Source organism: Kribbella sp. NPDC051586 (assembly GCF_044453965.1).
GTDB lineage: Bacteria > Actinomycetota > Actinomycetes > Propionibacteriales > Kribbellaceae > Kribbella.
On sequence record NZ_JBITDF010000004.1, the window covers coordinates 670,245 to 696,632 of the forward strand.

General features: G+C 69.5%; 27 protein-coding genes. 10 read left to right on the plus strand and 17 right to left on the minus strand.

What is annotated here, in order from left to right; genetic code table 11:
* Positions 1-5: 5 nt before the first annotated feature.
* Positions 6-851 (plus strand): aldehyde dehydrogenase family protein, encoded by an 846-nt coding sequence (locus ACIA58_RS30085; protein WP_396407172.1) that lies wholly within the window; start codon positions 6-8, stop codon positions 849-851.
* Between the two features lie 5 nt (positions 852-856).
* Positions 857-1,870, plus strand: a complete 1,014-nt coding sequence (locus ACIA58_RS30090) for a S66 peptidase family protein (RefSeq protein WP_396407173.1) — start codon at positions 857-859, stop codon at positions 1,868-1,870.
* Here the strand turns inward: ACIA58_RS30090 and ACIA58_RS30095 are convergent.
* Both ACIA58_RS30095 and ACIA58_RS30100 read right to left on the minus strand, forming a co-directional pair.
* On the minus strand, positions 1,864-2,463 hold the full coding sequence (locus ACIA58_RS30095) for a hypothetical protein (protein ID WP_396407174.1): 600 nt from the start codon (positions 2,461-2,463) through the stop codon (positions 1,864-1,866). The two genes, ACIA58_RS30090 and ACIA58_RS30095, sit on opposite strands and share 7 nt — an antisense overlap.
* A 17-nt stretch (positions 2,464-2,480) precedes the next feature.
* Positions 2,481-3,491: a serine/threonine-protein kinase gene (locus ACIA58_RS30100; protein WP_396407175.1), complete on the minus strand. Its 1,011-nt coding sequence runs from the start codon at positions 3,489-3,491 to the stop codon at positions 2,481-2,483.
* A 47-nt stretch (positions 3,492-3,538) separates the two neighbouring features.
* On the opposite strand from ACIA58_RS30100, the gene ACIA58_RS30105 reads away from it, so the two are divergent.
* On the plus strand, positions 3,539-4,078 hold the full coding sequence (locus tag ACIA58_RS30105; protein WP_137252825.1) for an RNA polymerase sigma factor: 540 nt from the start codon (positions 3,539-3,541) through the stop codon (positions 4,076-4,078).
* On the opposite strand, the gene pepN is transcribed toward ACIA58_RS30105, so the two are convergent.
* From pepN to ACIA58_RS30120, 3 genes are read right to left on the minus strand one after another with little or no spacing between them, the layout of a single operon-like run.
* Positions 4,065-6,512: an aminopeptidase N gene (gene pepN, locus ACIA58_RS30110; protein WP_396407176.1), complete on the minus strand. Its 2,448-nt coding sequence runs from the start codon at positions 6,510-6,512 to the stop codon at positions 4,065-4,067. The two genes, ACIA58_RS30105 and pepN, sit on opposite strands and share 14 nt — an antisense overlap.
* Positions 6,513-6,522: 10 nt before the next feature.
* On the minus strand, positions 6,523-6,906 hold the full coding sequence (locus ACIA58_RS30115) for a hypothetical protein (RefSeq protein ID WP_396407177.1): 384 nt from the start codon (positions 6,904-6,906) through the stop codon (positions 6,523-6,525).
* 9 nt (positions 6,907-6,915) lie between these two features.
* On the minus strand, positions 6,916-8,001 hold the full coding sequence (locus ACIA58_RS30120) for an FAD-dependent oxidoreductase (protein WP_396407178.1): 1,086 nt from the start codon (positions 7,999-8,001) through the stop codon (positions 6,916-6,918).
* Between the two features lie 85 nt (positions 8,002-8,086).
* Here ACIA58_RS30120 and ACIA58_RS30125 point away from each other — a divergent pair, with 85 nt between their 5' ends.
* Positions 8,087-8,785 carry a TetR/AcrR family transcriptional regulator gene (locus tag ACIA58_RS30125; RefSeq protein WP_396407179.1) on the plus strand — a complete coding sequence of 233 codons (699 nt, stop codon included), beginning with the start codon at positions 8,087-8,089 and terminating at the stop codon, positions 8,783-8,785.
* Here ACIA58_RS30125 and ACIA58_RS30130 read toward each other — a convergent pair.
* Positions 8,782-9,657, minus strand: coding sequence for a LysR family transcriptional regulator (locus ACIA58_RS30130; protein ID WP_396407180.1), 876 nt, complete (start codon positions 9,655-9,657; stop codon positions 8,782-8,784). The genes ACIA58_RS30125 and ACIA58_RS30130 overlap by 4 nt on opposite strands.
* Before the next feature lie 82 nt (positions 9,658-9,739).
* Here ACIA58_RS30130 and ACIA58_RS30135 point away from each other — a divergent pair, with 82 nt between their 5' ends.
* The gene (locus ACIA58_RS30135) at positions 9,740-10,483 is read left to right on the plus strand and encodes a sulfite exporter TauE/SafE family protein (protein WP_396407181.1); all 744 of its coding nucleotides are present in this window, start codon (positions 9,740-9,742) and stop codon (positions 10,481-10,483) included.
* On the plus strand, positions 10,480-10,776 hold the full coding sequence (locus tag ACIA58_RS30140) for a hypothetical protein (protein ID WP_396407182.1): 297 nt from the start codon (positions 10,480-10,482) through the stop codon (positions 10,774-10,776). Before ACIA58_RS30135 ends, ACIA58_RS30140 begins: the two co-directional genes overlap by 4 nt.
* Here the strand turns inward: ACIA58_RS30140 and ACIA58_RS30145 are convergent.
* From ACIA58_RS30145 to ACIA58_RS30170, 6 genes are read right to left on the minus strand one after another with little or no spacing between them, the layout of a single operon-like run.
* Positions 10,709-11,206: a YkvA family protein gene (locus tag ACIA58_RS30145; RefSeq protein WP_396407183.1), complete on the minus strand. Its 498-nt coding sequence runs from the start codon at positions 11,204-11,206 to the stop codon at positions 10,709-10,711. The genes ACIA58_RS30140 and ACIA58_RS30145 overlap by 68 nt on opposite strands.
* Before the next feature lie 24 nt (positions 11,207-11,230).
* Positions 11,231-12,649 (minus strand): xylulokinase, encoded by a 1,419-nt coding sequence (gene xylB / locus ACIA58_RS30150; RefSeq protein WP_396407184.1) that lies wholly within the window; start codon positions 12,647-12,649, stop codon positions 11,231-11,233.
* 9 nt (positions 12,650-12,658) lie between these two features.
* A complete protein-coding gene (locus tag ACIA58_RS30155; RefSeq protein WP_396407185.1) occupies positions 12,659-14,122 on the minus strand; it encodes a mannitol dehydrogenase family protein in 1,464 nt (487 codons plus the stop codon).
* Positions 14,119-14,964 carry a carbohydrate ABC transporter permease gene (locus ACIA58_RS30160; RefSeq protein ID WP_396407186.1) on the minus strand — a complete coding sequence of 282 codons (846 nt, stop codon included), beginning with the start codon at positions 14,962-14,964 and terminating at the stop codon, positions 14,119-14,121. Before ACIA58_RS30160 ends, ACIA58_RS30155 begins: the two co-directional genes overlap by 4 nt.
* Positions 14,961-15,917 carry a carbohydrate ABC transporter permease gene (locus ACIA58_RS30165; RefSeq protein ID WP_396407187.1) on the minus strand — a complete coding sequence of 319 codons (957 nt, stop codon included), beginning with the start codon at positions 15,915-15,917 and terminating at the stop codon, positions 14,961-14,963. Before ACIA58_RS30165 ends, ACIA58_RS30160 begins: the two co-directional genes overlap by 4 nt.
* Positions 15,918-15,928: 11 nt before the next feature.
* On the minus strand, positions 15,929-17,302 hold the full coding sequence (locus ACIA58_RS30170) for an ABC transporter substrate-binding protein (protein ID WP_396407188.1): 1,374 nt from the start codon (positions 17,300-17,302) through the stop codon (positions 15,929-15,931).
* A 156-nt stretch (positions 17,303-17,458) separates the two neighbouring features.
* On the opposite strand from ACIA58_RS30170, the gene ACIA58_RS30175 reads away from it, so the two are divergent.
* From ACIA58_RS30175 to ACIA58_RS30190, 4 genes are all read left to right on the plus strand, one after another.
* Positions 17,459-18,406 carry a sugar-binding transcriptional regulator gene (locus tag ACIA58_RS30175; RefSeq protein ID WP_396407189.1) on the plus strand — a complete coding sequence of 316 codons (948 nt, stop codon included), beginning with the start codon at positions 17,459-17,461 and terminating at the stop codon, positions 18,404-18,406.
* 6 nt (positions 18,407-18,412) lie between these two features.
* Positions 18,413-19,204: a phosphotransferase gene (locus ACIA58_RS30180; RefSeq protein WP_396407190.1), complete on the plus strand. Its 792-nt coding sequence runs from the start codon at positions 18,413-18,415 to the stop codon at positions 19,202-19,204.
* A 14-nt stretch (positions 19,205-19,218) separates the two neighbouring features.
* Positions 19,219-19,818 (plus strand): uridine kinase, encoded by a 600-nt coding sequence (locus tag ACIA58_RS30185; protein WP_396407191.1) that lies wholly within the window; start codon positions 19,219-19,221, stop codon positions 19,816-19,818.
* A 97-nt stretch (positions 19,819-19,915) separates the two neighbouring features.
* Positions 19,916-20,587: a hypothetical protein gene (locus ACIA58_RS30190; protein WP_396407192.1), complete on the plus strand. Its 672-nt coding sequence runs from the start codon at positions 19,916-19,918 to the stop codon at positions 20,585-20,587.
* A gap of 5 nt (positions 20,588-20,592) precedes the next feature.
* Here the strand turns inward: ACIA58_RS30190 and ACIA58_RS30195 are convergent, their stop codons facing one another.
* The 5 genes from ACIA58_RS30195 to ACIA58_RS30215 are packed head-to-tail and all read right to left on the minus strand — an operon-like array spanning position 20,593 to position 26,294.
* Positions 20,593-21,867, minus strand: coding sequence for a thymidine phosphorylase (locus tag ACIA58_RS30195; RefSeq protein ID WP_396407193.1), 1,275 nt, complete (start codon positions 21,865-21,867; stop codon positions 20,593-20,595).
* Entirely contained in the window at positions 21,867-22,274 is a 408-nt protein-coding gene (locus ACIA58_RS30200) for a cytidine deaminase (RefSeq protein ID WP_396407194.1), read from the minus strand. The genes ACIA58_RS30195 and ACIA58_RS30200 overlap by 1 nt, the downstream gene beginning before the upstream one ends.
* Complete coding sequence (locus ACIA58_RS30205; RefSeq protein WP_396407195.1) at positions 22,252-23,541, minus strand: ABC transporter permease; 1,290 nt, start codon at positions 23,539-23,541, stop codon at positions 22,252-22,254. The genes ACIA58_RS30200 and ACIA58_RS30205 overlap by 23 nt, the downstream gene beginning before the upstream one ends.
* Positions 23,538-24,743 (minus strand): ABC transporter permease, encoded by a 1,206-nt coding sequence (locus tag ACIA58_RS30210; protein WP_396407196.1) that lies wholly within the window; start codon positions 24,741-24,743, stop codon positions 23,538-23,540. The genes ACIA58_RS30205 and ACIA58_RS30210 overlap by 4 nt, the downstream gene beginning before the upstream one ends.
* Positions 24,744-26,294: an ABC transporter ATP-binding protein gene (locus tag ACIA58_RS30215; protein WP_396407197.1), complete on the minus strand. Its 1,551-nt coding sequence runs from the start codon at positions 26,292-26,294 to the stop codon at positions 24,744-24,746. It abuts the gene before it with no gap.
* Between the last annotated feature and the right edge of the window lie 94 nt (positions 26,295-26,388).

The window sequence follows — 26,388 nt, forward strand, 5'->3', positions numbered from 1 at the left end:
TAGAGGTGCGAAAGACCTACAAGCTGTACGTCGGCGGCACCTTCCCGCGCAGCGAGTCCGGCCGGTCGTACGTCGTGACCGATGCCAAGGGCAAGTTCCTGGCGAACGCGTCACAGGCCTCCCGCAAGGACGCGAGGGACGCCGTCGTCGCGGCCCGCAAGGCGTTCAGCGGCTGGCACGCGCGGACGGCGTACAACCGGGGTCAGGTGCTCTACCGGATCGCCGAGGTGATGGAGGGCCGGCACCAGCAGTTCAGCGCCGAGGTGGCCGCCTCCGAAGGGCTGTCGATCTCCAAGGCCCGCGCGGTCGTGGACGAGTCGATCGACCGCTGGGTCTGGTACGCCGGGTGGGCCGACAAGCTCGCCCAGGTGGTCGGCTCGAGCAACCCCGTGGCCGGGCCGTACTTCGACTTCTCGTTGCCTGAGGCAACTGGTGTGGTCGCGGTGCTCGCGCCGCAGGACTCCAGCCTGCTCGGCCTGACCAGTGTCATCGCGCCGGCGATCGTCTCCGGCAACACGGTCGTCGCCGTGTCGTCGTACGAGCGCCCGTTGCCGGCCATCACGCTCGGCGAGGTGATGGCGACCTCCGACGTACCGGGTGGGGTCGTCAACATCCTGACCGGGTCGGCGTCCGAGGTCGGTCCGTGGCTGGCGTCGCACATGGACGTGAACGCGATCGACCTGTGCGGCATCGAGTCCGAGGACGAGGCGCGCGACCTGGAGATCGCCGCGGCCGACAACCTCAAGCGCGTACGCCGTCCCGCGGACGAGGACTGGTCCGCGGACCAGGGCCTGTCGCGACTCACGCAGTACCTCGAACTGAAGACCGTCTGGCACCCGATCGGAGTTTAAGGAACGTGCTGAAGCCAGGTGACCGGGTAGCCATCGTTTCGCCGTCGCGCGGACTGCCGGAGATCTTCCCCGGCCCGTACGAGTTGGGCCTGCGCCGGCTGCGCGACGACTTCGGGCTGGATCCGGTCGAGTATCCGACCACCCGGAAGCTCCAGAGCACGCCGGCCGAGCGTGCCGATGACCTCCATGCGGCCTGGTCCGATCCGTCGATCGGCGCGGTGATCGCGACGATCGGCGGCGAGGACCAGGTCACCGTGCTGAAGCATCTGGACCCGGAGGTGTTCCGCGCGAACCCGAAGCCGTTCTTCGGCTACAGCGACAACACGAACCTGCTGAACTTCCTGCACACGCTGGGTCTGCCGGCCTTCCACGGCGGCAGCGTGATGGTGCAGTTCGGCCGCGGCGGCGCGCTGCACCCGGACACCGAGCGGTCGCTGCGGGCCGCGCTGTTCACCGGCGGCGAGTTCGAGCTGACGCCGGCCAAGGAGTGGACCGACGTCGACCACGACTGGGCGGTCCCGGCGAACCTCGAGACCGAGCCGCCGCTGTTCCCCGGCACCGGCTGGACCTGGAGCGGCACTAAGGCGGTCAGCGGGAAGCTCTGGGGTGGCTGCATCGAGATTCTCGACTGGCAGCTGGCCGCGAACCGCTGGATGCTTCCGACCGAGTCGTACGGCGGGGTGCTGTTCGGCGAGACCAGCGAGGAGATGCCGCCGTCCGACGCCGTCTACCGGATGCTGCGCAACCTCGGCGAACGCGGCCTGCTCGAGCGTTTCGACGCCGTCCTGTGGGGCCGCCCCAAGTCGTCCACACTGTTCCGGGACGTCACTCCCGAGGAGTCGGTCGAATACGTCACCGGCCAGTACCTCGCCGTCGACCGGGCGCTCGCGGAGTACAACCCGAATGCCGTTGTCGTGAAGGGGCTGGACATCGGTCACACCGATCCCCAGCTGATCCTCCCGTACGGCGGCCAGATCCGGATCGACCCGGCCGCGGAACGGATCACGGTCGTCTACTGAACGCTGGTCCTGGTCAGGGCCGGGTTCGGATCGGGGTAGCAGGCAACCGGTGCGGTGATGGTGATGAACTTCCACTTGATCTTGGCTTGGAAAGTCAGCCCGGGGTCGTCGTAGCTGGTGCCTTTGAGCTTGGTCTCGACCGTGGTGCCGCGGCGCCCGGACTTGAGGCGGACGCTGAGGGTCGGTAGCTGATAGCCGGCGCCGCCCGGGATCGGACCGGCCACTTTGACGACGGCCACGTTTCCGTCCAGCTGCACGGACGGGCTGGAGTTGAGGCCTGAACCGCCGGTCAGCTGTGCGCTGACGTAGGACGTGTTGGCGGGGACCGGGATGCGGAGGGCCAGGTCGCGGACTTCCTGGAGCTTGAAGCCTTTGACCTCGCTCGGAAGTGTCCCCGGCTGCGGATCGACGGCGATCGTGAAGCGGGTGTTGGGGCGTACGGTCGCCGGCGCCGTCGCGTCGACGCCCTGCCGCAGGGACAGGGTGTGCTGGCCGAACTTGGTGTTCGCCCGGCAGGCATAGCTGGCGACCGGCTGCGCATTGGCCGGTGTGAGCAAGGCAAGCGCCACCAGGAGACTGCAGAAAGTAGTCACACAACTACTCTAAGAAATCACCGGCCGAAGAGGAACCATCCGCCGACCCCGGCTGCCGCGAAGACGACCGGCAGGGCGAGCAGGAACCACATCCGCGTCCGGCGACGTCGTCGTACCGGTGCGTCCGTCGCGACCGTCGTGTCCAGGTCGTCGTCGGTGATCGCCGTCCGCTCCTCGGCGCGCAGCGGGGCCTCCTGCTCCAGCCGGTACGCCTCCGCCTCGAGCCGCTCGGCCAGCGAGTCCGCGCGTTCCCAGCGGTCCGCGACGCGATAGGCCAGCGCCCGCCCGAAGATGTCGTCGAGCTGGCCGATGGAGTCGTGCAGCACCGAGCGCAGACTCGGCGGCGGCAGGTCCGGGTCGCGGTTCAGCACGTCGCCGATCGAGCCCGCGACGTACGGCGGATGCCCGGTGAGCAGCGCGTACGTGACCGCGCCGATCGCGTAGATGTCCGCGCGCTCGTCGAACCCACCGTCGCCGCGCCCCTGCTCGGGCGCCATGTACGACGGTGTGCCGACGGCCTGCGTGAGCCCTGAGGCCTCCGCGGCCCGTTTCGCCAGGCCCAGGTCGGCGAGCACGATCCGGTGAGTGCCGCCCCCGGACTCGTCGCCGGCTCGCAGCAGCAGGTTCGCCGGGGTGACGTCGCGGTGCACGACGCCCTCGTTGTGCAGGGCCGCCACCGCCCGCGCCAGATCCGCGCCCCACCACAGCGCATCCACCGCGTCGAGCGGGCCCTGCCGCAGTACGTCGCCCAGGGTGCCGCCGCCGACGTAGTCCATCACGAAGTACGGGCGGCCGTCGTCGAGCTTGCCCAGGTCGAAGACGCGCACGACCCGGTCGCTGCTGATCCGGCGCATCAGCCGCGCCTCGGACAGGAAGCGTTCGCGCACGTCGGCGCGCGACGCCCAGTTGTCCGCGAGGATCTTGACGGCGACGTCGACATCAAGGTCGTCGTCGTACCCCCGCCAGACGGTCGCGAACGCGCCTGCGCCGATTTTGTCCTGCAACCGGTACCGCCCGATGACATCCATCCCGGCTATTGTCGACCACAGGTGAGCTCAACCGTGACTGGGGGACGATGAACGAGGAGCTGGAAGAGCTGGCGGCCCGTGCAGCCGGGGGTGACCAGACGGTGCTTCCGCGACTCCTACAGGCGATCCGGCCCCAGGTGCAGCGTCGCGTGGCGAAATTCCTGCCGTACCGGGAGGACGCCGAGGAGGCGGTCCAGGACACCCTGCTCCAGGTCGCGAACAAGGTGCACACCTTCAAGGGCACCGGCAGCTTCGCCGGCTGGGTGACGATCGTGGCCACCAACCAGGCCCGCCAGACCTACCGGTCGCTGAAGCGCCGCTCGGTCGAGCAGTCCGCCGAGGTGCTGCCGGAGTCGGTCGACCCACGCACCACGTCGGTGATCGCCGGCTCCCGGCTCGACCTGCTCGAGGCCCTGGAGGCGCTCGAGTCCAGCCACCCGCAGCTCGTCCAGCCGCTCGTGCTGCGCGATCTCGGCGCGCTGTCGTACGCCGAGATCGCCGACGAGCTCGACGTACCGCTCGGGACCGTGAAGGCCCGGATCCACCAGGCCCGCAAGGCCGTCGCGGAACGTCTCACCGTCCGTTAGCTCCGAAGGCCTGGCGCACCGCCACGGCCCGGCGCAGGTCGTCGAGGAAGTTGGCGGTCCTCCGGCGGATGCCCGAGTCCACACTGTCGTCCGCGATCAGCGCCTCGGCCGGCGCGATCAGCGCCGCGTCGATCGCGTACGTCGGGGCGATCCGCGTAGCGGTCAGGCCGACGACCATGCCGGCCCGGATCTCCGCGGTCCGCGGGATGTCGGTGAAGAACCGCTGCACGTACGGCGCGGTGACGGCGTCCTGGCCCGGGTGCCAGAAACCTTCGGCGGTGGCGAGGAGCTCCTGCACGCCGATCGACGGATCGGTCATGATCCGGGTCCAGGCCGCTTCCTTGCCGTCGGGCAGCGCGGCCCGGCAGCGGGCGGCCTGCGTCACGCCTTCGGTCGACTTGTCGCGGGCCAGCTCCGCGTCGATCTCGGCCGCGCCGAACGTGCCGAGACGGACGAGCCGGAGAACGATCGACCAGCGCAGGTCCGCGTCGACGACCAGACCGTCGGGAGCCTCGTCACCGTTGAGCCAGGAGGTCAGCAGCTTGGCATCGTCGGTGGTCGCGACGAAGGTCCTCGCGGTGATGAGCTGCAGGCTGCTCGCCGGCTGCGTGGTTGCGAGCTTGGCTCCGAGCGCGTCGGCAACCGGGCCGCGGTACTGGTCGTAGTCCAGGTAGCGGCCGAGCACCCGGCCCTCGAGCCATTGCGCGAGCGAGCCGACCGCGATGTCGCTGTCCTCGTGCGGCAGCGCCGTGGTGAACAGCTCGATCGCCCGCCGAGGATCCAGCTCGGCGTCGGCGACGGCGTCCCGGATCGAGTTCCAGACGACCGCCCGGGTGGTGCTGTCGGCGATCTTCGGCAGTACGTCCGCCAGGTTGTCCAGGCTGGCAGCGTCCAGCCGGATCTTCGCCCAGGTGTCGTCGTTCCCGTCCGCGACCACCACGTCGTTGCTCAACGCAACTTCTGCGGAGTCCTGCGCCAGCACCACATCGACCAACGTCGCCGACCCGTCGCCGGAGTACCCACCGACGCTCAACTTGTGCAGGCGGCGCGAGCTGTCCGGACTCTTCCGGTGCAGGACGACTCCGGCGTCCGTCCGCTCGACCGTGATCGTGTCCAGCCCCGACGTCCGCAGCCACTGGTCCGACCAGGCATCGAGATCCCGCGCGCCGGCCTCGGTCAGCTTCGCGATGAACTCCTGGAGGTCCGCGTTGCCGTACTCGTGCGCCTCGAGATGCGCGTTCACGCCCTTGAGGAAAACGTCGTCACCGAGGTACTTCGCCAACTGCTTGAGCACCGCCGCGCCCTTGGCGTACGAGATCCCGTCGAAGTCGTCGAGCGACTGCCGCGCGTCCTTCAGGCTGTCCGGCGCGACCGGGTGCGTCGAGCTGCTCTGGTCGGTCTGCAGCCCCCACCACTTCCGCACGAACGCGAAGTCGGTCCAGTTGCCGCCGTAGCTGGTCGCGTCCTCGGACACGCGGTGGGCCATGTACTCGGCGAACGACTCGTTCAGCCACATGTCGTTCCACCACTTCATCGTGACCAGGTCGCCGAACCACATGTGCGCCATCTCGTGCACGACGATCCGCGCGCGGGTACTGCGTTCCGCCTCGGTCGCCTGCCCGCGGTACACCAGGCTGTCGGTGAACGTCACGCAGCCCGGGTTCTCCATCGCGCCGAGGTTGAAGTCCGGCACGAACGCCTGCCAGTACTCGCCGAACGGGTACCGCTGCCGGAACATGCGGTGGTACTCGTCGAGCGCCTCACGGGTGGTCCGGAACAGGTCCTCGGCGTCCCGCTCGAGGTGCTCCTTGAGCGATTGCCGGCAGGCGAGTCCGAGCGGGATCCCGTCGTGCTCGCTGCGGATCAGGTGGTACGGGCCGGCGACGAGAGTGACGAAGTACGTCGACAGCGGCTTGGTCTCGGCGAGCGACCACTCCCCTGCCGCGATCCGGGTGGCGGCGCCGTTGCCCAGCACGACCCAGTCCTCCGGGCATTTCACCGTGACCGAGTACGGCGCCTTGAGGTCAGGCTGGTCGAAGCAGGGGAAGTACCGCGGGGCGGACTCCAGCGACGACATGCCGTAGGTGTAGACGCGCCCGTCCGCGGCGTCGACGGAGCGCACGAGTCCCTCGCCGTCGGCGGAGTACTTCAGCTCGGCGGTCACGACGAGCTCGTTCTCGGCCGTCAGCCCGGTGAGCGGGAACCGGCCGCCGTCGAGCGCACCTGGATCGAGCGCCTGCCCGTTGAGCTCGACGCCGATCAGCCGCTCGGGCTTCACGTCCACCCAACTGGTGGTGCTGGTTGCTCCGAACCGGATCCGGCTGGTGGTGACGAACGTGTCCCCCGAGCCGGTGAGGTCGAACGCCACCTCGTACGACCGCAGGTCCACGTCCGCCGCCCGTTGCCGGGCCTCTTCTACCGTCAGTGCGCGCATGAACAGCACGCTATCCCGGCCCACGGACACCTGCGCGAGCAGTCGCGGCCGCCAGGTTGGCCACTGCTCGAACATCGTCGCTGGTCGTGTTCTCCAGCACCGTTGCGATCAACGGCGCATCCGCAGGCTCGGCCAGCACGGTGAGCACGTTCAAGGCGCTTACGTGGTCGAAGCCGGCCCGGATCTCCTCGTCCGCTTCGGCCGGCGGCCGGGACAGGATCTCGCGCGCGACCTGCCGCACCTCGTCGGCCATCGGCTCGAGCGGGTTGCCGCCGCTGACCTGCGTGTACGCCGCGGCCACCTGGTACATGTTCAACGCCCGGCACACCATGCCGATGTTCTGGCTGTGCAGCAATGCACCGAACGCCTGCAGGGGAATGCCGACCTCGTCCATGCCTGCACGCTAGCCGACCGCCCCGAAGAACCGGAGCACCTTCTGGGCGGCATCAGGCCCGGTCATCATCTCCGCGACCTCGGCCGACATCTGCGCGATCTTGGCGGTGCGCGCGAACATGGCCGGCTCGTACTGCTCCAGTGCGGCGTCCAGGTCGTGCGGATGTGCGGCGATCGCCTGGGCGAGCTCCGCGGCGTCCAGCATGGCCTGGTTCGCGCCCTCGCCGTGCGACGGCATCAGGTGCGCAGCGTCCCCGAGCAGAGTGAGACCCGACCGGCGCGGCCAGGTCATCCCGATCGGCAGCAGGTACGCCGGACGCACGACGAACGGCTCGTCGCAGGCGGCCAGCAGGCGACGGAACTGCGGCGCCCACCCGTCGGGAAGATCGGTCACCCACGCCGGGTCGACGTCGGGCGGCGCTTGGATCGAGATACTCACCTGGATCACGCCGTTGCCGTTGCGTTGCGCGCCCAGCATCCGGTCCGGGCCGAACACCCAGTAGTTGCCGCGACCAACCATCTCGGCCAGTTCGGGCCGGGTGCGATCGGCATCGTGGATCGCACTCTGCACCACGGCCTTGCCGCCGTACGTCGGCTCGATGCCGGTGAGCAGCGGACGCACCCGGGAGTTCGCGCCGTCCGCGCCGACGAGCAGGTCCGTTGTCGCGGTGCTCCCATCGGAGAAGTGCAGGACGTATCCGCCGTCGTGTGCTTCGGCATGGGTGAAGGCGCTCCCCCAGCGGACCGTGGAGGCCGGGAGGGAGTCGAGCAGGATGTCCCGCAGGTCGGCGCGGTCGATCTCCGGGCGCAGCATCGGCGCGTCGTCCGGGGTGTCCTCCTGGAGCAGCATCGTGCCGGTGTGGTCGAGCATGCGCAGGTCCTGACCTTCGCGGCGCGCGGCAGCGAGGAACTCCCGCTCGAGGCCGGCTGCGCTGAGGGCCGCCTGGCCGGTGTCGGTGTGCAGGTCGAGCATGCTGCCCTGCTTGCGGGCGGCGCCGGATGCGTCGCGCTCGAACACGACGGAGTCGATGCCGTGGACGTGCAGGATCCGCGCGAGGGTGAGGCCGCCCGGGCCGCCGCCGATGATCGCGATCATGTGAGGACTCCCGTCCGATACAGCGTAGCTTTCGATACACTGTATCAGTCGAGGCAGTGTATTGTTCCGGGCACGGAGGTGTGACGTGACAGACCTGATCTGGGACCGGCCCGAGCCGTCCGAGCGACGGACGCCGAGCCCGCTCAGCCGGCAGCGGATCGTGCGGGCCGCGATCGAGCTGGCCGACACCGCCGGCCTGGACGCCGTGTCACTGCGGAAGGTCGGCGGCGCGCTCGACGCCGGCCCGATGCGCCTCTACCGGTACGTCGACACCAAGGACGAGCTGCTCACGCTGATGGTCGACGCGGCGTACGCCGAGGTTCCCGAGCCCACCGGAGCGACCTGGGACGCCGTCCTCAGATCGATCGCGACCGGGATCCGGGGCGTCGCCCTGCGGCACGAATGGTTCGCGGAACTGCTCGGCGGCCGGCCGCATCTCGGTCCGGCGACCCTCGCCCACGGGGAGGCGTCCCTGACCGCGTTGCGCGCCGCCGGACTCGACGATCTCGGCACCGTCACCGGCGCCCTTGCCACGTTGAACATCTACGTCATCGGCGCGGTCCGCAAGGAGGTCGCCGAGCGCCAGGCCCAGCGCGCCAGCGGCCTCGACCAACGGCAATGGCAGCACGCGACTGCGCCGTACCTCCTCCGGATGTTCGCCACCGGTGACTATCCGGCCATGAAGGAATGGGTCCACGAGGCGCCGCATCTGCAAGCCGACGAGGTGTTCGAGCTCGGCCTGACCTACCTGCTGGAAGGCATCAGGGCCAGCCTGCCCATCTAGTGGCCGGCCGCCGCGTGCAGGTGACCGGCCAGCAGGTGGGCCGACTCGGGGGCGTTGGCGGCGTAGCAGAGCAGGTGACTCCGGGTCGACCACGCGTCCTGCAGCGGGCAGATGTCCAGCGCCGCGATCGCGTCGACGGCCCGGCGCGGGACGATCGCGAGACCGGCGCCGGCAGCGGCGAGCGTGATGAGGGTGTGCAGGGTCGGTACGACGGTGCGGTAGCGCGGCGCCGGCGCGTGCGGGCCGAGGCGGTCGTCCATCCACTGCGTGAGCGGGGAGTTGCGGTCGAGGCCGACCAGGGGATGTTCGGCGACCTCGGCGTACGCGATCGAGGTGCGGCCGGCGAGCGTGCCGCCGGCCTGGCCGATCACGACCAGCGAGTCGTCGGCAAGCGGCTCTGTGCGCAGCGGGGTCGGCTCGTCGTCCAGGATCACGCCGAGGTCGGCCTCCCCGGCGGCGAGCAGGCGGACGCTGCGGACGGTTCGGCGCTCGCTCACGTTGACGTCGTACTCCGGATGGTCGCGGAGGAACGTGGCCAGCGCGACCGGGACGAGTTGGTGCATCGCGGAGCCGCCGGCGACGAGCCGGATCGGCGCGGTCCTGGAGACGGCGTACGACGCGACCGCGCTGTCCAGCCTGGTGGTCTCGGCGAGGACCTCGCGGGCGTGCCGGGCCAGCGTGGCGCCGGCGGGAGTCAGCCGGACGCCGCGTCGCTCGCGGATCAGGAGCGGTACCCCGGCCTGCGCTTCGAGCGCCCTGACCCGCGCACTGGCCGAAGGCAGACTGAGGTGCATCACCCGCGCGCCGCCGGTGATCGAGCCCTCCGCCGCGACATAGGTGAACAGCCGGAGATCGTCGAGGTCGTACCGCATCAGACCAGCCTACGTCTCAGGCTAAGGCTGGCTACGGAGATCGCGCATTGTGGAGCGCGGGTCGAAGCCGGATCCTCGAAGGGTGCTACTGATCCTCCTGGCCGGCGTCGCAGCCGGCGCGCTGAACGCCGTCGGCGGTGGCGGGAGCTTCGTGGCACTCACCGCGCTGGTCGCGGCCGGCCTGCCGCCGGTCACCGCCAACGCGACCACGACCGTCGCGCTGCTGCCCGGCAATGCGACCAGCGCGTGGGTCTACCGCCGGGAGTTCGAGGGCTTGGTCCGTCCGTCTCCGGCCCGGCTCACGCTTGCCAGTGTCTGCGGCGGTGCGATCGGCGCCGGCCTGCTCTTGTTGTTGCCGTCGGCATCTTTCGACGCGGCGGTGCCGTGGTTGCTGGCGTTCGCGACCGTCGTCCTCGCGTTCGGCCGGCGGTTGACGGCGGCGCTGCGGCTCGGTCGCCCCGGGCCGGCGGCGATCCTGATCGGCCAGTTCGTGCTGGCGATCTACGGCGGGTACTTCGGCGGCGCGGTCGGGCTGATGATGCTCGCGTTCTGGACCGCGACGACCTCGCTCGACCCGGCGCGCGGCAACCCGCTGCGGGTGATCCAGGTCGCGGCCGTCTACCTGACCGCCGCGGTCATCTTCGTCTTCGCCGCCGACGTGCTCTCCCAGCCGATCCGCCTGGTCGCCCTGCTCGCGGGTGCGATCGTCGGCGGCTACTTCGGCGCCCATCTGGTCCGCCGCCTGCCGCCGGCCGTACTGCGCGTGCTGGTCCTCACCACCGCGATCGCGATGACGGCCATCTTCTTCGTGCGGGCGTTCGGATGACCCGCGCCCAACTGGCCATGGGCTACCAGGCGTGCGAGGTCGCCGACCTGGCGACCGCCGCGGTCACGATGGACGACCCGGTCGAGGCGGTCGAGCAGGCCGCCCGCGTGCTCGCGGCCGCACACCAGTTACTTGCGGCCGCCGAGCGGATCGCCGACCCGAGCGTCCCGACGGACTCCCTGCAATTGTTCGCCTATCAGCATCCCGAGGAGGCGGCGGCCGACATCAGCGAGTGGCTCCGCCGCTGCCGAGGTCGCGGCCCGGAAGGCGCTGACGCTCGCGCTGGCGGTTGAGGTAGAGGCCGGTGGCCGTCGACACGCTCGTGAGCAGCCAGACGGCCACGCCGGCGTCGTCGGTGACACCGATCACCGGCAGCAGGTCGGGCAGGATGTCGATCGGCGAGATCAGGTAGACGAGTGCCAGGACCCAGATGAACGGCCGGCTCCTCGGCAGGTCGGCGTACGTGCCCTGACGGACCTCGCGGAGCAGTTTCGGCAGCGCGCGGGCCCGCTGGAAGATGTCCCCGACCGGCACCGGTTCGCCGCGGGCGATCTTGCGCCGGCGCACGCGACGCCGCCGGACGACGCCGAACACGCCGACCGCCACGCCCAGCACGAGCAGCACGCCCCCGGCCAGTGCCGCGGGCATGCCGGCCACGTCGCCGTCGCGGAAGATCAGGGTCAGCAGCCCGATCAGTCCGAGCAACCCACCGAAGTACACCATTCACCAACTGTAGGCGCATCCAAGTCAGCGGTTGTAGGGCTGGGACAGGAGCGGGCGGGTGTTGGTGAGGACCTGCTCGTAGTTGGCGCGGACCTGGGCGGCGTCGACGGTGATGGCCGGCTCTGGCTTGCCGAGGGGGACCTGCCAGGTGGGCGGGGTGTCGGCGCCGGACAGGGCCCAGGCTGCTTGCCGGGCCGCGCCCAGGGCGACGTACTCGGCTGGTTCGGGGAGGACAACCTCGGCGCCGAGGAGCGCTGGGGCCAGGGCTTGTACGGCGCGGGAGCGGGCGCCGCCGCCCAGGAGCAGGACCCGATGGACGGGGAGGCCCTGGGCCCGGAGGGCGTCAACGGCGTCGGCGAGACCGCACAGGAGGCCCTCGACCGCGGCGCGGGCCATCGTTGCCGGCTGCATGGTCGCCCGGGTGAGGCCGTAGATCAGGCCGGTGGAGTGCGGGAGGTCCGGCGTACGCTCGCCGTCCAGGAACGGGAGCAGAACCAGGCCGTCGCTGCCGGGCGAGGTGATGGCGGCCTCGTCGAAGGCGGCCAGGTCGAGACCGAGCATCTGCGCGGTCGCGGACATGACGCGGGCCGCGTTCAGGGTGCAGACGAGCGGAAGGTACTCCCCGGTGGCGTCGGCGAAACCGGCGACCAGGCCGGTCGGGTCCGCTGTCGGGTGGGCCGAGCGCGCGAACGCCGTACCGCTGGTTCCGAGGGAGACGGCGACATCACCCGGCTGCAGGTCAAGCCCGAGCGCAGCGGCAGCGTTGTCCCCGGTGCCGGCGGCGATGGCCGCGCCGAACGCGGTCTGGCCGACGATCTCGCCGGGACCGGCGACGCGAGGCAGGGCGAGCTGACGACCGAAGGCGAGCTCCACGAGGTCGGTGCGGTAGCTGTTCGTCGCCGCCGACCACCAGCCGGTCCCGGAAGCGTCTCCGCGATCGGTGGTGATCCCGTCAATCCCTTGCCGATCCGCCGCCAACTGCTGCGTCATCCAGTCGTGCGGCAGCACGACCGCTGTCGCACGGGCTGCAGCCTCCTTGGACCGTACCCACCGCAGTTTGGTGACGGTGAACGACGGGACCGGGACGGAGCCGATCGCTTCGGCCCACGCCTCGGGGCCGCCTAGCTCGGCGATCAGTTCGGTGGTGGCGTCGGCTGAGCTGGTGTCGTTCCAGAGGACGGCGGGGTGGACGACCTCGCCGGCGTCGTCCAGCAGGACCATGCCGTGTTGCTGGCCGCCGACCGCGATCGCCTCGACGCCGTCGAGCAGACCGTCGGAGGCGATCTCCCACGCCTTCCACCACTCGCCCGGGTCCACCTGGGTGGCGTCGGGGTGCGGCGCCCGGCCCTCGCGGACCACCGCTCCGGTCTCAGCGTCGCACACCAGAACCTTGGTTGCCTGGGTGGAGCAGTCCACCCCGGCAACCAGCCTCAGCTCAGTCATGCTCCGACGCTACAGGGCTTCGAGAGTGGCGCGCGCTCCGATCTCGTGGAGCGACTTCAGCGCCGCCTTGTACTGCGTGACGAACCGCTCGTCCGACGCCAGCTCACCGAACAGATCCGGATCCGAGATGAACACCAGCGGATCGTCGGTGTTGTGCTGCGCCCGCTCGACCAGCTTGTCGCGCAACCGGTCGACGACCTCGATCGACCCGCCCTGCTCGTCCGTGCCCTCGGCGTACCGCGCCCAGGAGGCCACGACCAGCACCGAGCGCTTGATCTCGCGATCGGCCGCCAACTGCTCGCGGACCACCGGCAACAGCCACTTCGGGATCCGGTCCGAACTCTCCGCGCACAGCCGCGCCAGCGTGTCCCGCACCTCCGGGTTCGCGAACCGCTCGATCAGCTGGTGCTTGTAGCGGTCCAGATCGACCCCGGGCACCGGCGGCAACGTCGGCGTACCTTCGTTGTCCATGTAGCCGAGCAGGAAGTCGATGAACAGCTTGTCCTGGCACACCTCGTGCGCGTAGCGGTACCCGGCCAGATACCCGAGATAGCACAACGCCTGATGACTCGCGTTGAGCAACCGCAGCTTCATGAACTCGTACGGCTCGACGTCCTCGACGATCTGGACGCCGACATCCTCGTACGCCGGCCGCTCGCCGCCGAAGTCGTCCTCGAGCACCCACTGCGTGAACGGCTCGCACACCACCGGCCAGCCGTCCTCGACCCCGAACCGCTCGGCCAGCGCCTCCCGGTCCGCGTCCGTCGTCACCGGCGTGATCCGGTCGACCATGCAGTTCGGGAACCGCACCTCGGTCTCCAGGAAGTCCGCGACCTCCGGATCCTTCAGCCGCGCGAAGCCGGCGATCATCTTGCGCGCGACGTGCCCGTTGCCCGGGATGTTGTCGCAGGACATCACGGTGAACGGCGGTACGCCGGCCTCCCGGCGCCGCCGCAGCGCCTCCACGATGAACCCGAACGCGCTCCCCGGCGTCGCCCCCGGCTCCAGGTCCGCGGCCAGCGAGGGATCGGACGCGTCCAGCTCCCCCGTCACCTGGTTCACGTGGTACCCGCCCTCGGTGATCGTCAACGACACGATCCGCGTGGCAGGATCGGTCATCCGCGCGAGCACCGCCTCCGGATCGTCCGGCGCGAACAGATAGTCGACGATCGACCCGATCACGCGCGGCTCCAACTGCCCGTCCGGATGCTTGATGACCAGCGTGTACAGGTGGTCCTGCGCCGACAGGACGTCGTACATCCGCCGGTCCTGGGGCAGCACCCCGACCCCGACGATCCCCCAGTCGAGCGCCTTGCCGTCGCTCATCAACCGGTCGAGGTACATCGCCTGATGGGCGCGGTGGAAGCCGCCCACCCCGAAGTGCACGATCCCTGGCGTCACCGCCGTACGGTCGTACGACGGCACGCCGATGTCATTGCCCAGGGCATCGAGAGCAGCGGTGGTCAGTTTCACTTGACCGCCCCCAGCGACAGACCCTGGACGAGCTTGTCCTGTGCGGCGAACCCGGCGATCAGCACCGGCAGCGACACCACGATCGACGCGGCACAGACTTTGGCGAGGAACAATCCTTGACTGGTCACGAACCCAGTCAAGAACACCGGAGCCGTCTGCGCCACTGTGCCGGTCAGCACTCGGGCAAACAGCAACTCGTTCCAGCTGAAGATGAAGCAGATCAGCGCCGCGGACGCGATACCGGGCGTGACGACCGGTGCGACCACGGACCGCAGCGTGCGGGTCAGCGACGCGCCGTCCACCGATGCGGCCTCGAGGATCTCGACCGGCACCTCGGAGAGGAAGCTGCGCAGCATCCAGACCGCGATCGGCAGGTTCATCGACGTGTACAGGATGATCAGCAGCCAGATGTTGTCCAGGAATCCGACCGACTGCGCGAACAGATAGATCGGCAGCAGACCGGCGACCACCGGCAGCATCTTCGTGGACAGGAAGAAGAACAGCACGTCCGTCCACTTCTTCACCGGCCGGATCGACAGCGCGTACGCCGCCGGGAACGCGAGCAGGATCACCAGCGCGGTGGACAGGATGCTCGCGGTCAGCGAGTTCGCGATCGACGGCCACGGGCCACTGTCGAAGAACGACCGGTAGCCGTCGAGCGTCAGCGGCGCCGCGATGTCCGGCGGGTTCTTCGCCGCGTCCTCCTCGGAGTGGAACGACGTCAGCAGCATCCACAGCACCGGCAGCACGAACAGGATCCCGACGATCCAGGCCACCCCGCTCAGGACGAACCCGCCACCGCGGTTCTTCTTCCCCGTCACGATCGTGACTTGCCCGCTCATCGACCGGTCTCCTCTCGGAACAGCGTGGACACCGACCGCAGCGCGAAGGTCGCGATCGCGATCGTGCCGATCACCACGATCACGCCGGCGGCCGAGGCGCGGCCGTAGTCGTGCGCGGTGTAGAAGGTCTGGTAGATCGTGTACGGCAGGTTCGCCGTACCGAGACCGCCAGATGTGATCGTGAAGACCGCGTCGAAGTTCTGTACGACGTAGATCGAGCCGAGCAGGGCGGACAGCTCGAGGTACTGCCGCAGGTGCGGGAGCGTCATGTAGCGGAAGATCTCCCACTGGTTCGCGCCGTCGATCCCGGCCGCCTCGATCACGTCGAGCGGACGGCTCTGCAGGCCGGCCAGCAGGATCAGCATCATGAACGGCGTCCACTGCCAGACCAGCGCGAAGATGATCGACCACAACGGCTGGTTGCTGATCCAGTCCGGCTGCGGCGCGTTGTCGCCGAAGATCCACTTCAGCACGCCGTTGAACAAGCCGTACGTCGGGTTGTACAGCGCGTGCTTCCACAGCAGGGCCGCGGCGACGGGCACGATCAGGAACGGCGTGATCATCATCGTCCGGACCGCGCCGCGGCCGCGGAACTTGCGGTCCAGCAGCAGCGCGATCAGCAGACCGAACACGAGGCTGATCAGCACGACGCCCGCGGTGAGCACGATCGTCACCCAGATCGCGTGCCGGGTGTTCGCGTCGGTCAGCACCCGGCGGAAGTTGTCGAACCCGGCGAACCCGCGCTCGTCGGGGTAGTACGCGTTCCAGTCCATGAAGGACACGACGATCGTGACCACGAACGGCAGCTGGGTCACGATGACCATGAAGATCAAGGCCGGCAGCAACGGGCCGCGCCGGGCCCAGTCGCCGGCCTTGCGCATCACCGTTCCCTCGGGCGGCGCGGCATGGCGCCGCGGCTTGGTGCTGGTCTCAGACTTGGCGTCGACGGACATGTCCGCTCCCCTCACTTCGCCTGTCGCGAGCGGTACCGCTCGGCGACGTCGTCGGCGAGCTCCTGCCCGCGTTTCAAGGCTTTGTCGACGCTCATCCGCCCGGCGATCGCCGAGCTCACGTCCTGACTGACCTGGGTCCCGAGGTCCGGGAACTCCGGGATGTCGATGAACTGGATCCCCGGCGCCGGCCGCGGCTGGACGCCCGGGTTCTTCGGGTCGGCGTTCTCGATCGCCGTCTTGGTCGGCTGCGCGAAGGCGGCCGCCTCCTTGACGTAGTCCGGGATCTCGTACGTCGACGCGCGCTTGCCGGCCGGGACGTTGGACCAGCCGACCTTCTGACCGACGAGCTTCTCGTAGTCCTTGCCGGAGGCCCAGGAGATGAACTTCCAGGCGTTGTCCTTCTTCTTCGAGGCTTCCTGGATACCCCAGGCCCACGCGTACAGCCAGCCGGAGCTGTCGGTCTTCACGACCGGCGCCGGGGCGTAGCCCATCTTGCCCTTCACGGGCGAGTTCGGGGCCTCGAGGGATCCGGCCGCCGACGTCGCGTCGTACCACATCGCGACGTTGCTCTGGATGGTGTTGTTCAGGCACTCGGTGAACCCGGCCTGCGGCGCGCCGGCCTCGCCGTGCGCGCGGACCAGGTCGACGTAGAACTTGGTCGCCTCGGTGAACGCCGGCGAGTCGACCTGCGCCTGCCAGTCCTGGGTGAACCAGGTGCCGCCGAAGGTGTTCACGACGGTGGTGAGCGGCGCGAAGATCTGGCCCCAGCCGGGCTGGCCGCGCAGGCAGATGCCGCGCATCCCGGGCTGGGCGTTGTCGACCTTGGCCGCGATGTCCGCGACCTGCTGCCAGGTCGGCTTGGCCGGCATCTCGACGCCCTTGGCCGCCAGGATGTCCTTGCGGTACATCAGGAACGACGACTCGCCGTAGAACGGTTCGCCGTAGATCTTGCCGTCGTCCGCGGTCATCGACTGCGTCATCGGCTTGAGGATGTCGTCCTGGTCGAACGACGAGTCCTTGTCGATGTAGTCCGACAGCGGTGCGATCCATTTGCTCTTGGCATAGATCGGGATCTCGAAGTTGCTGACCGACGCCACGTCGTACTGACCGGCCTGGCTGGAGAACTCCTGGCTGATCTTGTCCCGGACGTCGTTCTCCGGGAGCACGGTGAAGTTCACGTGGATGCCGGTCTGCTTGGTGAAGTTGTCGGCGGTGAGCTTCTGCAGGTCGACCATCTGCGGGTTGTTCACCATCAGCACGTTGATGCTGTCGGCCCCACCGCCGCCCGCACCACCGCCCCAGCCGGCACAGCCACTGACCGCGCCCAACACCAGCGCGACCCCGACCGCCGTAAGCCTTCTTCCGGGCACTAGCCGCTCCCTCATCTCACACCCCGCCGAACGAAGCGAGGCGGTTCTTTGGGTTTGCTCATTTGAGCAGGCGTCTGCTCACAGCCACGAGTGAACCGGGAAGGGACTTGACCTGTCAAGGGTCTGTGCAACACTTGGGTCCGATGGTGCTCATATGAGCGGGAGGCTTTGATGGAGTCCTTCGGGCCGGCACAGCTGGTGCTCACCGCGTCGATCGCACGGCGGTACTACGTCGACGGCCGGTCGAAGGTGGAGATCGCGGACGAGTTCCGGCTCAGCCGGTTCAAAGTCGCGCGATTGCTCGACCACGCGCGCAGCAGTGGGCTGGTGCGGATCGAGATCAGCCACCCCGGCGCCATCGACCTCGACCTGTCCGCACGCCTGCAGGAGTCCCTCGGCCTGCGGCGCGCGATCGTCGTCGACACCCCCGAGGTCGACGAGCCCGCCTTGCGGACCCAACTCGGGAAGGCGGCCGCGGATCTGCTGTCGGAGATCGTCACGCCCGAGGACGTCCTCGGCCTGGCGTGGGCCCGGGCGGTGACCGCGATGACCGAGCAGCTGTCCTCACTCGCTCCGGTTCCGGTCGTCCAGCTGACCGGAGCATTGACCCGGCCGGATGTCGAGGCCAACTCCGTGGAGCTCGTCCGCCACACGGCACGCCTGTCGGGCGGCCCGGCGTACCTGTTCTATGCGCCGCTCGTCGTGCCGGACGCGGCGACGGCGCGGGCGCTGCGGCAGCAGCCAGAGGTCGCGGAGGCGATCAGCCACTTCGATTCGGTCTCCAAGGCCGTGGTCGGGCTCGGATCGTGGGCCGCCGGCCAGTCGACGCTGTACGACGCAATGGACGAGAAGGCCTGCGAACAGCTGGACAAACGCGGGGTCGTCGCGGACATCTCCGGGGTGTTCGTGGACGCCGACGGCGAGGCGGTGCAGAGCCGGGTCACCGACCGGGTGATCGCGATCAACGCGGAGCAGATGGACAAGATCGACGAGGTGATCGCGATCCCGTACGGGCTGGCGAAGGTTCCCGCGGTGCGCGCCGCGGTACGCAGTGGACTGGTCAACGGGATCGTTACCCACGCACCTCTGGCGAAGGCCCTGCTCGGCGAGACACACTAGCCCGCGATGCCTGCTGAGGTTGAGACCCAGTTGCTCGGCGGTACTGCGAACCGTGGGCTGGTCGTGCGGGTCGGGGACACCGTCCGCCGTCCGTTGCGCCCCAGCAGCCTGGCCACGCATGCCTTACTCGAACACCTGGAGCGGGTCGGGTTCGAGGGCGCGCCGCGGCTGCTCGGGATCGACTCCCAGGGGCGGGAAGTCCTGTCCTACGTGCCCGGCGCGACCGTGACATCGCCGTACCCGGACTGGTCGATGACGGACGCGGCGCTGGACAGCGTGGCGCGGTTGCTGCGGGCGTACCACGAGGCGGTCGCGGACTTCCGGCCTGTCGGCCTGAAGTGGGCCGAGCCGGTGCCGCCCGCGTACGTCACGGGCTTGATCAGCCACAACGACCCGAACCTGGACAACGTCGTCTTCCGGGACGGCCTCGCGGTCGCGCTGATCGACTTCGACCTCGCCGCCCCCGGGTCAGCGCTCTGGGACGTCGCGACGGCGGTCCGGCTGTGGGCCCCGCTCCGCCCCGACGCAGACATCCACGACCTACGCCGAGGCCGATCCCTCGCCCGCTTCCGCCGTTTCGCCGACGCCTACGCCCTGACCGACGCGGACCGCCTCCGCCTGGCCGACGCGGCCGCCGACAACCACATCTGGTGTATGGAGTACGTCCGCCGCGGCGCCGAAACCGGCCACCCCTGGTTCTACCAACGCTGGACCACCGGCGAATCCGAACTGACCAACCGCACCAACACGTGGTTCAAGGAACAGGCCGAGGCCCTGCACCGCGCCCTCCTCGGCTAGTGGAGAATGTGCCGGTGGGTTCACGGGTGGTGTTGCTGGCCGGACCGTCGGGAGCCGGGAAGTCGCGGCTGGCGGAGGTGGTGGGGCTGCCGGTGGTGCGGCTGGACGACTTCTACCGCGACGGGGACGACGCGGCGATGCCGCGCTCGCCGCTCGGCATCGTCGATTGGGACGACCCGCGATCCTGGGACGGTGACCGCGCGGTCGCGGCCCTCGAGCAGTTGTGTACGACGGGCGCCGCGGACCTTCCGATCTACGACATCGCCGCCGACGGCACCGTCGGCCACCGGCCGGTCAGCACCGAGGGCTCCGCGCTGATCGTTGCTGAGGGCATCTTCGCCGACCGGATCACCGGTGCGCTGCGTGACCGCGGCCTGCTCGCCGCCGCGATCTGCGTCCGCCACCATCGGCTCGTCACGTTCTTCCGCCGCTTCCAGCGCGATCTCCGCGAGCACCGCAAGCCCCCGCTGACCCTGCTCCGGCGCGGACTGCTGCTGCTCCGCGACGACCCCCAGGTCGTCCGCCGCTGCGTCGAAGCCGGCTGCGAACCCCTGCACCCGAAGGCCGCCCGCCGCCGGATCGAGACGCTTGTCACGTCGTCCGCGTCCCAATAAGACAAGCCTGTTCGCCTGGAGTTAACCAACTTCTGATGGCATCGGCCTCGGAACTGTCGGATGCGCTCGGGGGCGAGTGGCCGGACGGAGAGGGACCGTGAAGCGGACTGCGCGGAAACATGCCTCGGGCGTTGCCGTTGTGGTGACCGCCCTGCTGCTGGGCGTCGCCGCCTGCGGCAACGAGGACGGTACGTCGGCCGGCGCCGCTCAGACCCCCGCCGCCAAGCATTCGGCGCTGTCGGGTCCGGCCCAGAAGTCGAAGAGCACGCTCGCCGGACTCGTCGTCCTGCCCCGCGGCTATGTCGCCGACGCCCGCAACGGCACCGGCCCGTTCACCGCAACGGCGTTCCTGGACAACTGGTCCGCCGACCCCGCGCTGGACCGCGCCTTGCTGCTCAACGCAAGCTTCGTCGAGGGGTACCGCGCGACCCGGCTCAGCCCCGACAAGAAGAAGCGCTACACGCTGCAACTGTTCAAGACCGGGTCAGCCGGCAAGGCAGCGGTTCTCCAGCGGGGCTTCTGGAGACAGGACACCCACGAGCACCCGTTCAGCCTCCCCGGAGCCCTGTCCGACGCCCGGGTCGAGTTCGACGGCGGCACCGATCAGTCCACCGCCACCGCCGAGGTCAGCCTCGCCGTCGGGCCGATGGTGGTCGAGATCAGCGTCCGCGAGGTAGGTGCCCTGGGCAGCAATCTCACCCCGGACACCGCGCTCGTGACTGCACTCGCGAAGCAACAGCGAGCCCGCCTCACCGCGACCTCCAGCTGACAGCCTCAGCCGATGCGGTCGATCACCAGCGGACCGGGCTGGTAGGAGTCCGCGACAGCTACCGCGTCGGCCAGGGACTCCAGCGCACGGTCGATGCGGGTCGGGTCGTCGGTGTGGAGGGTCAGCAGGGGCTGGCCTTCCTGGATCTGATCGCCCGGCTTGGCGTGCATCTCCACGCCGGCCACCGCGGACACCGGGTCCTCCTTGCGCGCACGGCCGGCGCCGAGGCGCCAAGCAGCCACGCCGACAGCGAGAGCGTCGAGCTTCGAGAGGGTGCCGGAGGCGGGAGCCGGTACGACGTGCTGCTCGGGTGCAACGGGTAGCTCGGCGGACGGGTCGCCGCCCTGGGCCGAGATCGTCGCGCGCCAGGCGTCCATCGCCGTACCGTCCCGGAGCTTCTCGGCCGGGTCGACGCCGGTGACGCCGGCCGCGGCGAGCATCTCGCTGGCCAGGGCAACGGTCAGCTCGATCACGTCCGCAGGGCCGCCGCCGGCGAGTACCTCGACCGACTCACGGACCTCGAGTGCGTTACCCGCGGTCAGGCCGAGTGGGACCGACATGTCGGTGAGGAGGGCAACGGTCTTCACCCCGGCATCGGTGCCCAGCGCAACCATGGTCTCCGCGAGCTCACGGGCATCGGCGAGCTCCTTCATGAACGCGCCGGAGCCGACCTTCACGTCGAGCACCAGCGCACCGGTGCCCTCGGCAATCTTCTTGCTCATGATCGAGCTGGCGATCAGCGGGATCGCCTCGACCGTGCCGGTCACGTCGCGCAGCGCGTACAGCTTCTTGTCGGCCGGAGCCAGGCCGTCGCCGGCCGCGCAGATCACCGCGCCGACATCCTCCAACTGCTGCATCATCTCTTCGTTCGAGAGTGCCGCTCGCCAGCCGGGGACAGACTCGAGTTTGTCCAGCGTCCCGCCGGTGTGGCCGAGGCCGCGACCCGACAGCTGCGGTACGGCGACCCCGCAGGCCGCGACCAAAGGTGCCAACGGCAACGTGATCTTGTCGCCGACGCCGCCGGTCGAGTGCTTGTCCGCGGTCGGCCGGGACAGCTTGCCGAAGTCCATCCGCTCGCCGGAGGCGATCATCGCCGCGGTCCAGCGGGCGATCTCGCGCCGGTTCATCCCGTTCAGCAGGATCGCCATCGCGAGCGCGGACATCTGCTCGTCGGCGACGTCGCCCTTGGTGTAGGCGTCGATCACCCAGTCGATCTGCCCGTCGGACAGCTCGCCCTTGTCCCGCTTGGCCCGGATGACATCCACCGCGTCGAAACTCATCAGTTCTCCAAGTCCTCCGGCCCGAACGCGTCGGGCAACAACTCCCGCAACGGCCGCGGCCCGGTCGGCGTCTCCAGCAGCAGTCCAGGCCCGCCGTTCTCGTGCAACAACTGCCGGCACCGCCCACACGGCGTCAGCAGATCGCCGTGCTGGTCCACGCAGGTGAACGCCACGAGACGCCCACCACCTGTCCGGTGCAGCTCGGACACCAACCCGCACTCGGCGCACAGGGTCAGCCCGAAGGACGCGTTCTCCACGTTGCACCCGGCAACGATCCGCCCGTCGTCGACCAGCGCGGCCGCACCGACCGGGAAGCCGGAGTACGGCGCGTAGGCCCGGCCCATCACCTCGCGGGCGACGGCCCGCAAGGCTTCCCAGTCGACGTTACTCGGTGACGTAGGGCTCACCGTCGGCCTTCGGTGCTCTGACTCGGCCGACCAGGCCTGCCACCGCGATGATGGTGGCCAGGTACGGCGCCATCAGGAGGAGCTGGCCGGGGATCGGGGTCTGGATGATCTGGAGTTGGGACTGCAGCTGGGTGGCGAAGCCGAAGAACAGGGCGGCGACCGTCGCGCCGATCGGGTGCCAGCGGCCCATGATCAGTGCGGCCAGGGCGATGAACCCGTTGCCCGCGGTCATCTCCTTGCTGAACGAACCGGCGTACCCGACGGTGAAGAACGCTCCGCCCAGACCCGCGAGGATGCCGGCCGAGAGCACCGCGGAGTACCGGATCCGCTTGACCCTGATGCCGACCGTGTCGGCGGCCTTCGGGTGCTCGCCGACCGCACGGATCCGCAGGCCCCACCGGGTCTGGAACAGCACGAACGTGACGACCGCGACCGCGAGGTAGGTCAGGTACACCAGGATCGTCTGGTTGAACAGGATCGGGCCGAAGAACGGGATGCTGGCCAGACCCGGGATCTTCACCGCCGACAGCACTTCCGGAGTGTTCAGTTTGTTCGCGTCCGGCTGCAGGAACTCGTCGAAGAGGAAGCCGGTGATACCGGTCGCGAAGACCACCAGCACGACACCGAGCACGACCTGGTTGACCAGGTACTTGATCGAGAACACGGCGAGCAGCGCAGCCATCAGTACGCCGGTCGCGGCCGCTGCGATCAGCGCCGCCGCGGCGCTGCCCGTCGTACTCGAAACGACGGCCGCGGTGAACGCGCCGGTCAGGAACTGTCCCTCGATCGCGATGTTGATGACGCCGGCCCGCTCGGACAACACACCGGCGAGCGCGCCCAGGATCAGCGGGGTGGCGAAGTTCAGCGTGCCCTGGAACTGGTTCGCCAGCGGGAACGTCTTGCCCGCCGAGGCCCAGCACAGGAACGCGCCGATGAAGCAGATGCCGAGCAGTGCGGCCAGCCAGCCGGCGTACCGCTGCGGGACCCGCCGGACGATGTACGCCGCGGCCGCGGCGACGCCGAGGATGCCGAGCAGCAGACCGACCGCCTGCGCGGGCAGATGCAGCAGGTTGTTCTGCAGATCGCCGGAGACCAGCTGGAACGTCGCCTTGCCGCTCTTGGTGAAGATCGCCAGCAGCAGGCCGATCAGCGCGAACACCAGCATCAGGCCGCCGACCCGCATCCGCCGGGTCCGATCGGCCGGCGCCTCGATGACGTGGGGCTTCGCGGGTGCCGCGGGCACCGCGTCGGGGGTCGTCTCGGTCATCCGTTCCAGCCTTTCGCGAGGACGGTGCCGGTGCCGCGTTCCTTGGGCAGGAAGCGGAAGATCGAGCGCACCAGCGCCGGAGCCGCCACGAACAGCACGATCACGGCCTGCAGGACCGTGGTCAGCGTCAACGGGGTCTGCGTGATCAGCTGCATCTGCAGACCGCCCGCGTTCAGGGCGCCGAACAACAGCCCGGCCAGGACGGTGCCGAGCGGTGTGCCGCGACCGAGCAGCGCGACCGTGATCGCGTCGAAGCCGACCGATGCCGCGACGCCGTCGGTCAACGGCAGGTCCGTCCCGAGCACCTGCTGGGTCCCGGCCAGACCGGCGAGCGCGCCGGCGACGACCATCGCGATGATGTACGCACGGCCGACCGACATTCCCGCCGTCCGCGAGGCGTCGGCGTTCGCTCCGACGGCGCGCAGCTCGAAGCCGATCGTCGACCGGTTCAGCAGCCACCAGACGAAGATCGCGGCGAGCACCGAGAGGATGAAGCCGCCGTGCAGCCGGGTGTCGCCGAACTGCGGGTACTGCGCGTTCGCGTCGACGATCGGCGAGATCGGGTCGGTCCGCCCGGGCCGCTGGAACGCCGACGTGGTCAGCAGCCAGGCGAGCAGGTAGATCGCGACGTAGTTGAGCATGATCGTCACGATCACCTCGTGCGCGCCGGTGCGGGCCTTCAGCAGCCCGACGACGCCGCCCCACAACGCGCCGCCGAGCAGCCCGGCGAGGATCGCCACGATCAGGTGCAGACCGGGCGGCAGGTGCCAGGCGAACCCGACGTACGCCGCCAGGATCGCGCCGGCGATCAGCTGCCCCTGGGCGCCGATGTTGAACAGGCCGGTGCGGAACGCGAGCGAGACCGCCAGGCCGCCGCAGATCAGTGGAGTTGCCTGGGTCAACGATTCGGTGATCGCGGTGACCGAGCCGAACGCACCGAGGGCGAGCGCCTTGTAGGCCTCACCGACGGCACTCGCGGCCGCGGAGACGGTGTCCATCGGCGCGGCGCCGAAGTACCCCATCGCGGTCTTCACCTGCTCGTCGCTGACGATGATCAGGATCGCGCCGACCACCAGGGCCAGCACGATCGCGCTGAGCGAGACCAGGCCCTGGATCGCCCACGACGGCAGGCCGGAGCGCTGTGGTTCCTTGGCCGGTACGGGCGCGGCGGGGGCCGGCTCGACCATTTCGTCTGTGCTCATCTAGATGGTTCCCAACGTGGTCGGGTTCTCGATCGCGACGTCGTGCGCCTCGGACTTGGAGGCGCCGGCCATCATCAGGCCGAGCTCGTCGCGCGGGGTGTCGGCCGGTACGACACCGACCACCTTGCCGCGATACATCACCGCGACCCGGTCGGTCAGGGCGGCGATCTCGTCCAGCTCGGTGGACACGATCAGGACGGCGGTGCCGTTGTCGCGTTCCTCGACGATCCGGCTGTGCAGGAACTCGATCGAGCCGACGTCGACACCACGGGTCGGCTGCGAAGCGACCAGCAGCTTCAGCGGCCGGGACAACTCGCGGGCGAGCACGACCTTCTGCTGGTTACCACCGGACAGCGACGACACCGGCTGGTCGATGCCCTGGGTGCGGATGTCGAACTCCACCACCCGGGCCTCGGCGTTCTTGTCGATCTCGTCGGTCCGCAGCGCCAGCCCGTTGCCGAACGGCGCCTCGCGGAACAGGTCGAGGATCAGGTTCTCGGCGACCGTGAACGAGCCGACGAAGCCGTCGTGGGCGCGGTCCTCCGGGACGTACCCGATACCGGCCTCGAGCCGCTGTCTGGTCGTCCTGCCGGTCAGGTCCTCGCCGTCCAGCGAGATCTTCCCGGCCGCGATCTGCGTCAGCCCCAGCAGCGCTTCGGCGAGCTCGGTCTGACCGTTGCCCTGGACACCGGCCACGGCGAGGATCTCGCCGGCCCGGACCTCCAGGTCCACGTCGTCGACGGCGGTGAACCCGCGCTCGTCGATCACGGTCAGCCCTTCGACCCGCAGTACGACGTCCTTCGGCTGGGCCGGCTCCTTGTCGACGACCAGATCCACCGCGCGGCCGACCATCAGCTCGGCGAGTTGCTCCTCGGTCTCCGACGGCTCGGCCTCGCCGACCACTTTGCCGCGGCGGATCACGGTGATCTTGTCCGCGATCGCCTTGACCTCTTTGAGCTTGTGGGTGATGAAGACGATCGAGGTGCCGTTCTCCTTGAGCTGGCGCATCACGCCGATCAGCTCGTCGATCTCGGCCGGGGTGAGCACCGCGGTCGGCTCGTCCAGGATCAGCACGCTGGCGTCGTTGGCGAGGGCCTTGATGATCTCCACCCGCTGCTGGACGCCGACCGGGATGTCCTCGACCAGGGCCTCGGGGTTGACCTCGAACCCGTACCGGTCGGACAGCTCGGTGACGAGCGCGTGCGCCTTCTTCCGGTCCAGTACGCCGCCGGCCCGGGTGTTCTCCCGGCCGAGCATGATGTTCTCGGCGACCGTGAACACCGGGACCAGCATGAAGTGCTGGTGCACCATGCCGATGCCGTGCCGGATCGCGTCGCTCGGCGAGGTGATCCGCACCTTCTGGCCGTCGATCACGATCTCGCCGGAGTCGGGCTGCAGCAGGCCGTAGAGCATATTCATCAGGGTGCTCTTGCCGGCGCCGTTCTCACCGAGCAGGCAGTGGATCTCGCCCGGCTCGATCACCAGGTCGATGTGGTCGTTGGCGACCAGCGAGCCGAAGCTCTTGGTCAGCCCGGACAGCTCGAGGTGCATACGGGAGCCTCCCCTTCCAGACGGCGAGCCAGACTCTTCATACGGCGAGCCAGGAGGGCAGAACCTGTAGGTCTGCCTTCCTGGCTCGCACCGT

What these genes read in the sequence shown, in the direction of transcription:
- ACIA58_RS30175 (WP_396407189.1), top strand. Translation starts at nt 17,459, where the DNA reads ATGGAGTCCTTCGGGCCGGCACAGCTGGTGCTCACCGCGTCGATCGCA.
- ACIA58_RS30165 (WP_396407187.1), bottom strand. Translation starts at nt 15,917, where the DNA reads ATGTCCGTCGACGCCAAGTCTGAGACCAGCACCAAGCCGCGGCGCCAT.
- ACIA58_RS30130 (WP_396407180.1), bottom strand. Translation starts at nt 9,657, where the DNA reads ATGCGGTACGACCTCGACGATCTCCGGCTGTTCACCTATGTCGCGGCG.
- ACIA58_RS30205 (WP_396407195.1), bottom strand. Translation starts at nt 23,541, where the DNA reads ATGACCGAGACGACCCCCGACGCGGTGCCCGCGGCACCCGCGAAGCCC.
- ACIA58_RS30100 (WP_396407175.1), bottom strand. Translation starts at nt 3,491, where the DNA reads ATGGATGTCATCGGGCGGTACCGGTTGCAGGACAAAATCGGCGCAGGC.
- ACIA58_RS30210 (WP_396407196.1), bottom strand. Translation starts at nt 24,743, where the DNA reads ATGAGCACAGACGAAATGGTCGAGCCGGCCCCCGCCGCGCCCGTACCG.
- ACIA58_RS30195 (WP_396407193.1), bottom strand. Translation starts at nt 21,867, where the DNA reads ATGAGTTTCGACGCGGTGGATGTCATCCGGGCCAAGCGGGACAAGGGC.
- ACIA58_RS30120 (WP_396407178.1), bottom strand. Translation starts at nt 8,001, where the DNA reads ATGATCGCGATCATCGGCGGCGGCCCGGGCGGCCTCACCCTCGCGCGG.
- ACIA58_RS30215 (WP_396407197.1), bottom strand. Translation starts at nt 26,294, where the DNA reads ATGCACCTCGAGCTGTCCGGGCTGACCAAGAGCTTCGGCTCGCTGGTC.
- ACIA58_RS30105 (WP_137252825.1), top strand. Translation starts at nt 3,539, where the DNA reads ATGAACGAGGAGCTGGAAGAGCTGGCGGCCCGTGCAGCCGGGGGTGAC.
- ACIA58_RS30170 (WP_396407188.1), bottom strand. Translation starts at nt 17,302, where the DNA reads ATGAGGGAGCGGCTAGTGCCCGGAAGAAGGCTTACGGCGGTCGGGGTC.
- ACIA58_RS30160 (WP_396407186.1), bottom strand. Translation starts at nt 14,964, where the DNA reads ATGAGCGGGCAAGTCACGATCGTGACGGGGAAGAAGAACCGCGGTGGC.
- pepN (WP_396407176.1), bottom strand. Translation starts at nt 6,512, where the DNA reads ATGCGCGCACTGACGGTAGAAGAGGCCCGGCAACGGGCGGCGGACGTG.
- ACIA58_RS30115 (WP_396407177.1), bottom strand. Translation starts at nt 6,906, where the DNA reads ATGGACGAGGTCGGCATTCCCCTGCAGGCGTTCGGTGCATTGCTGCAC.
- ACIA58_RS30140 (WP_396407182.1), top strand. Translation starts at nt 10,480, where the DNA reads ATGACCCGCGCCCAACTGGCCATGGGCTACCAGGCGTGCGAGGTCGCC.
- ACIA58_RS30145 (WP_396407183.1), bottom strand. Translation starts at nt 11,206, where the DNA reads ATGGTGTACTTCGGTGGGTTGCTCGGACTGATCGGGCTGCTGACCCTG.
- xylB (WP_396407184.1), bottom strand. Translation starts at nt 12,649, where the DNA reads ATGACTGAGCTGAGGCTGGTTGCCGGGGTGGACTGCTCCACCCAGGCA.
- ACIA58_RS30180 (WP_396407190.1), top strand. Translation starts at nt 18,413, where the DNA reads ATGCCTGCTGAGGTTGAGACCCAGTTGCTCGGCGGTACTGCGAACCGT.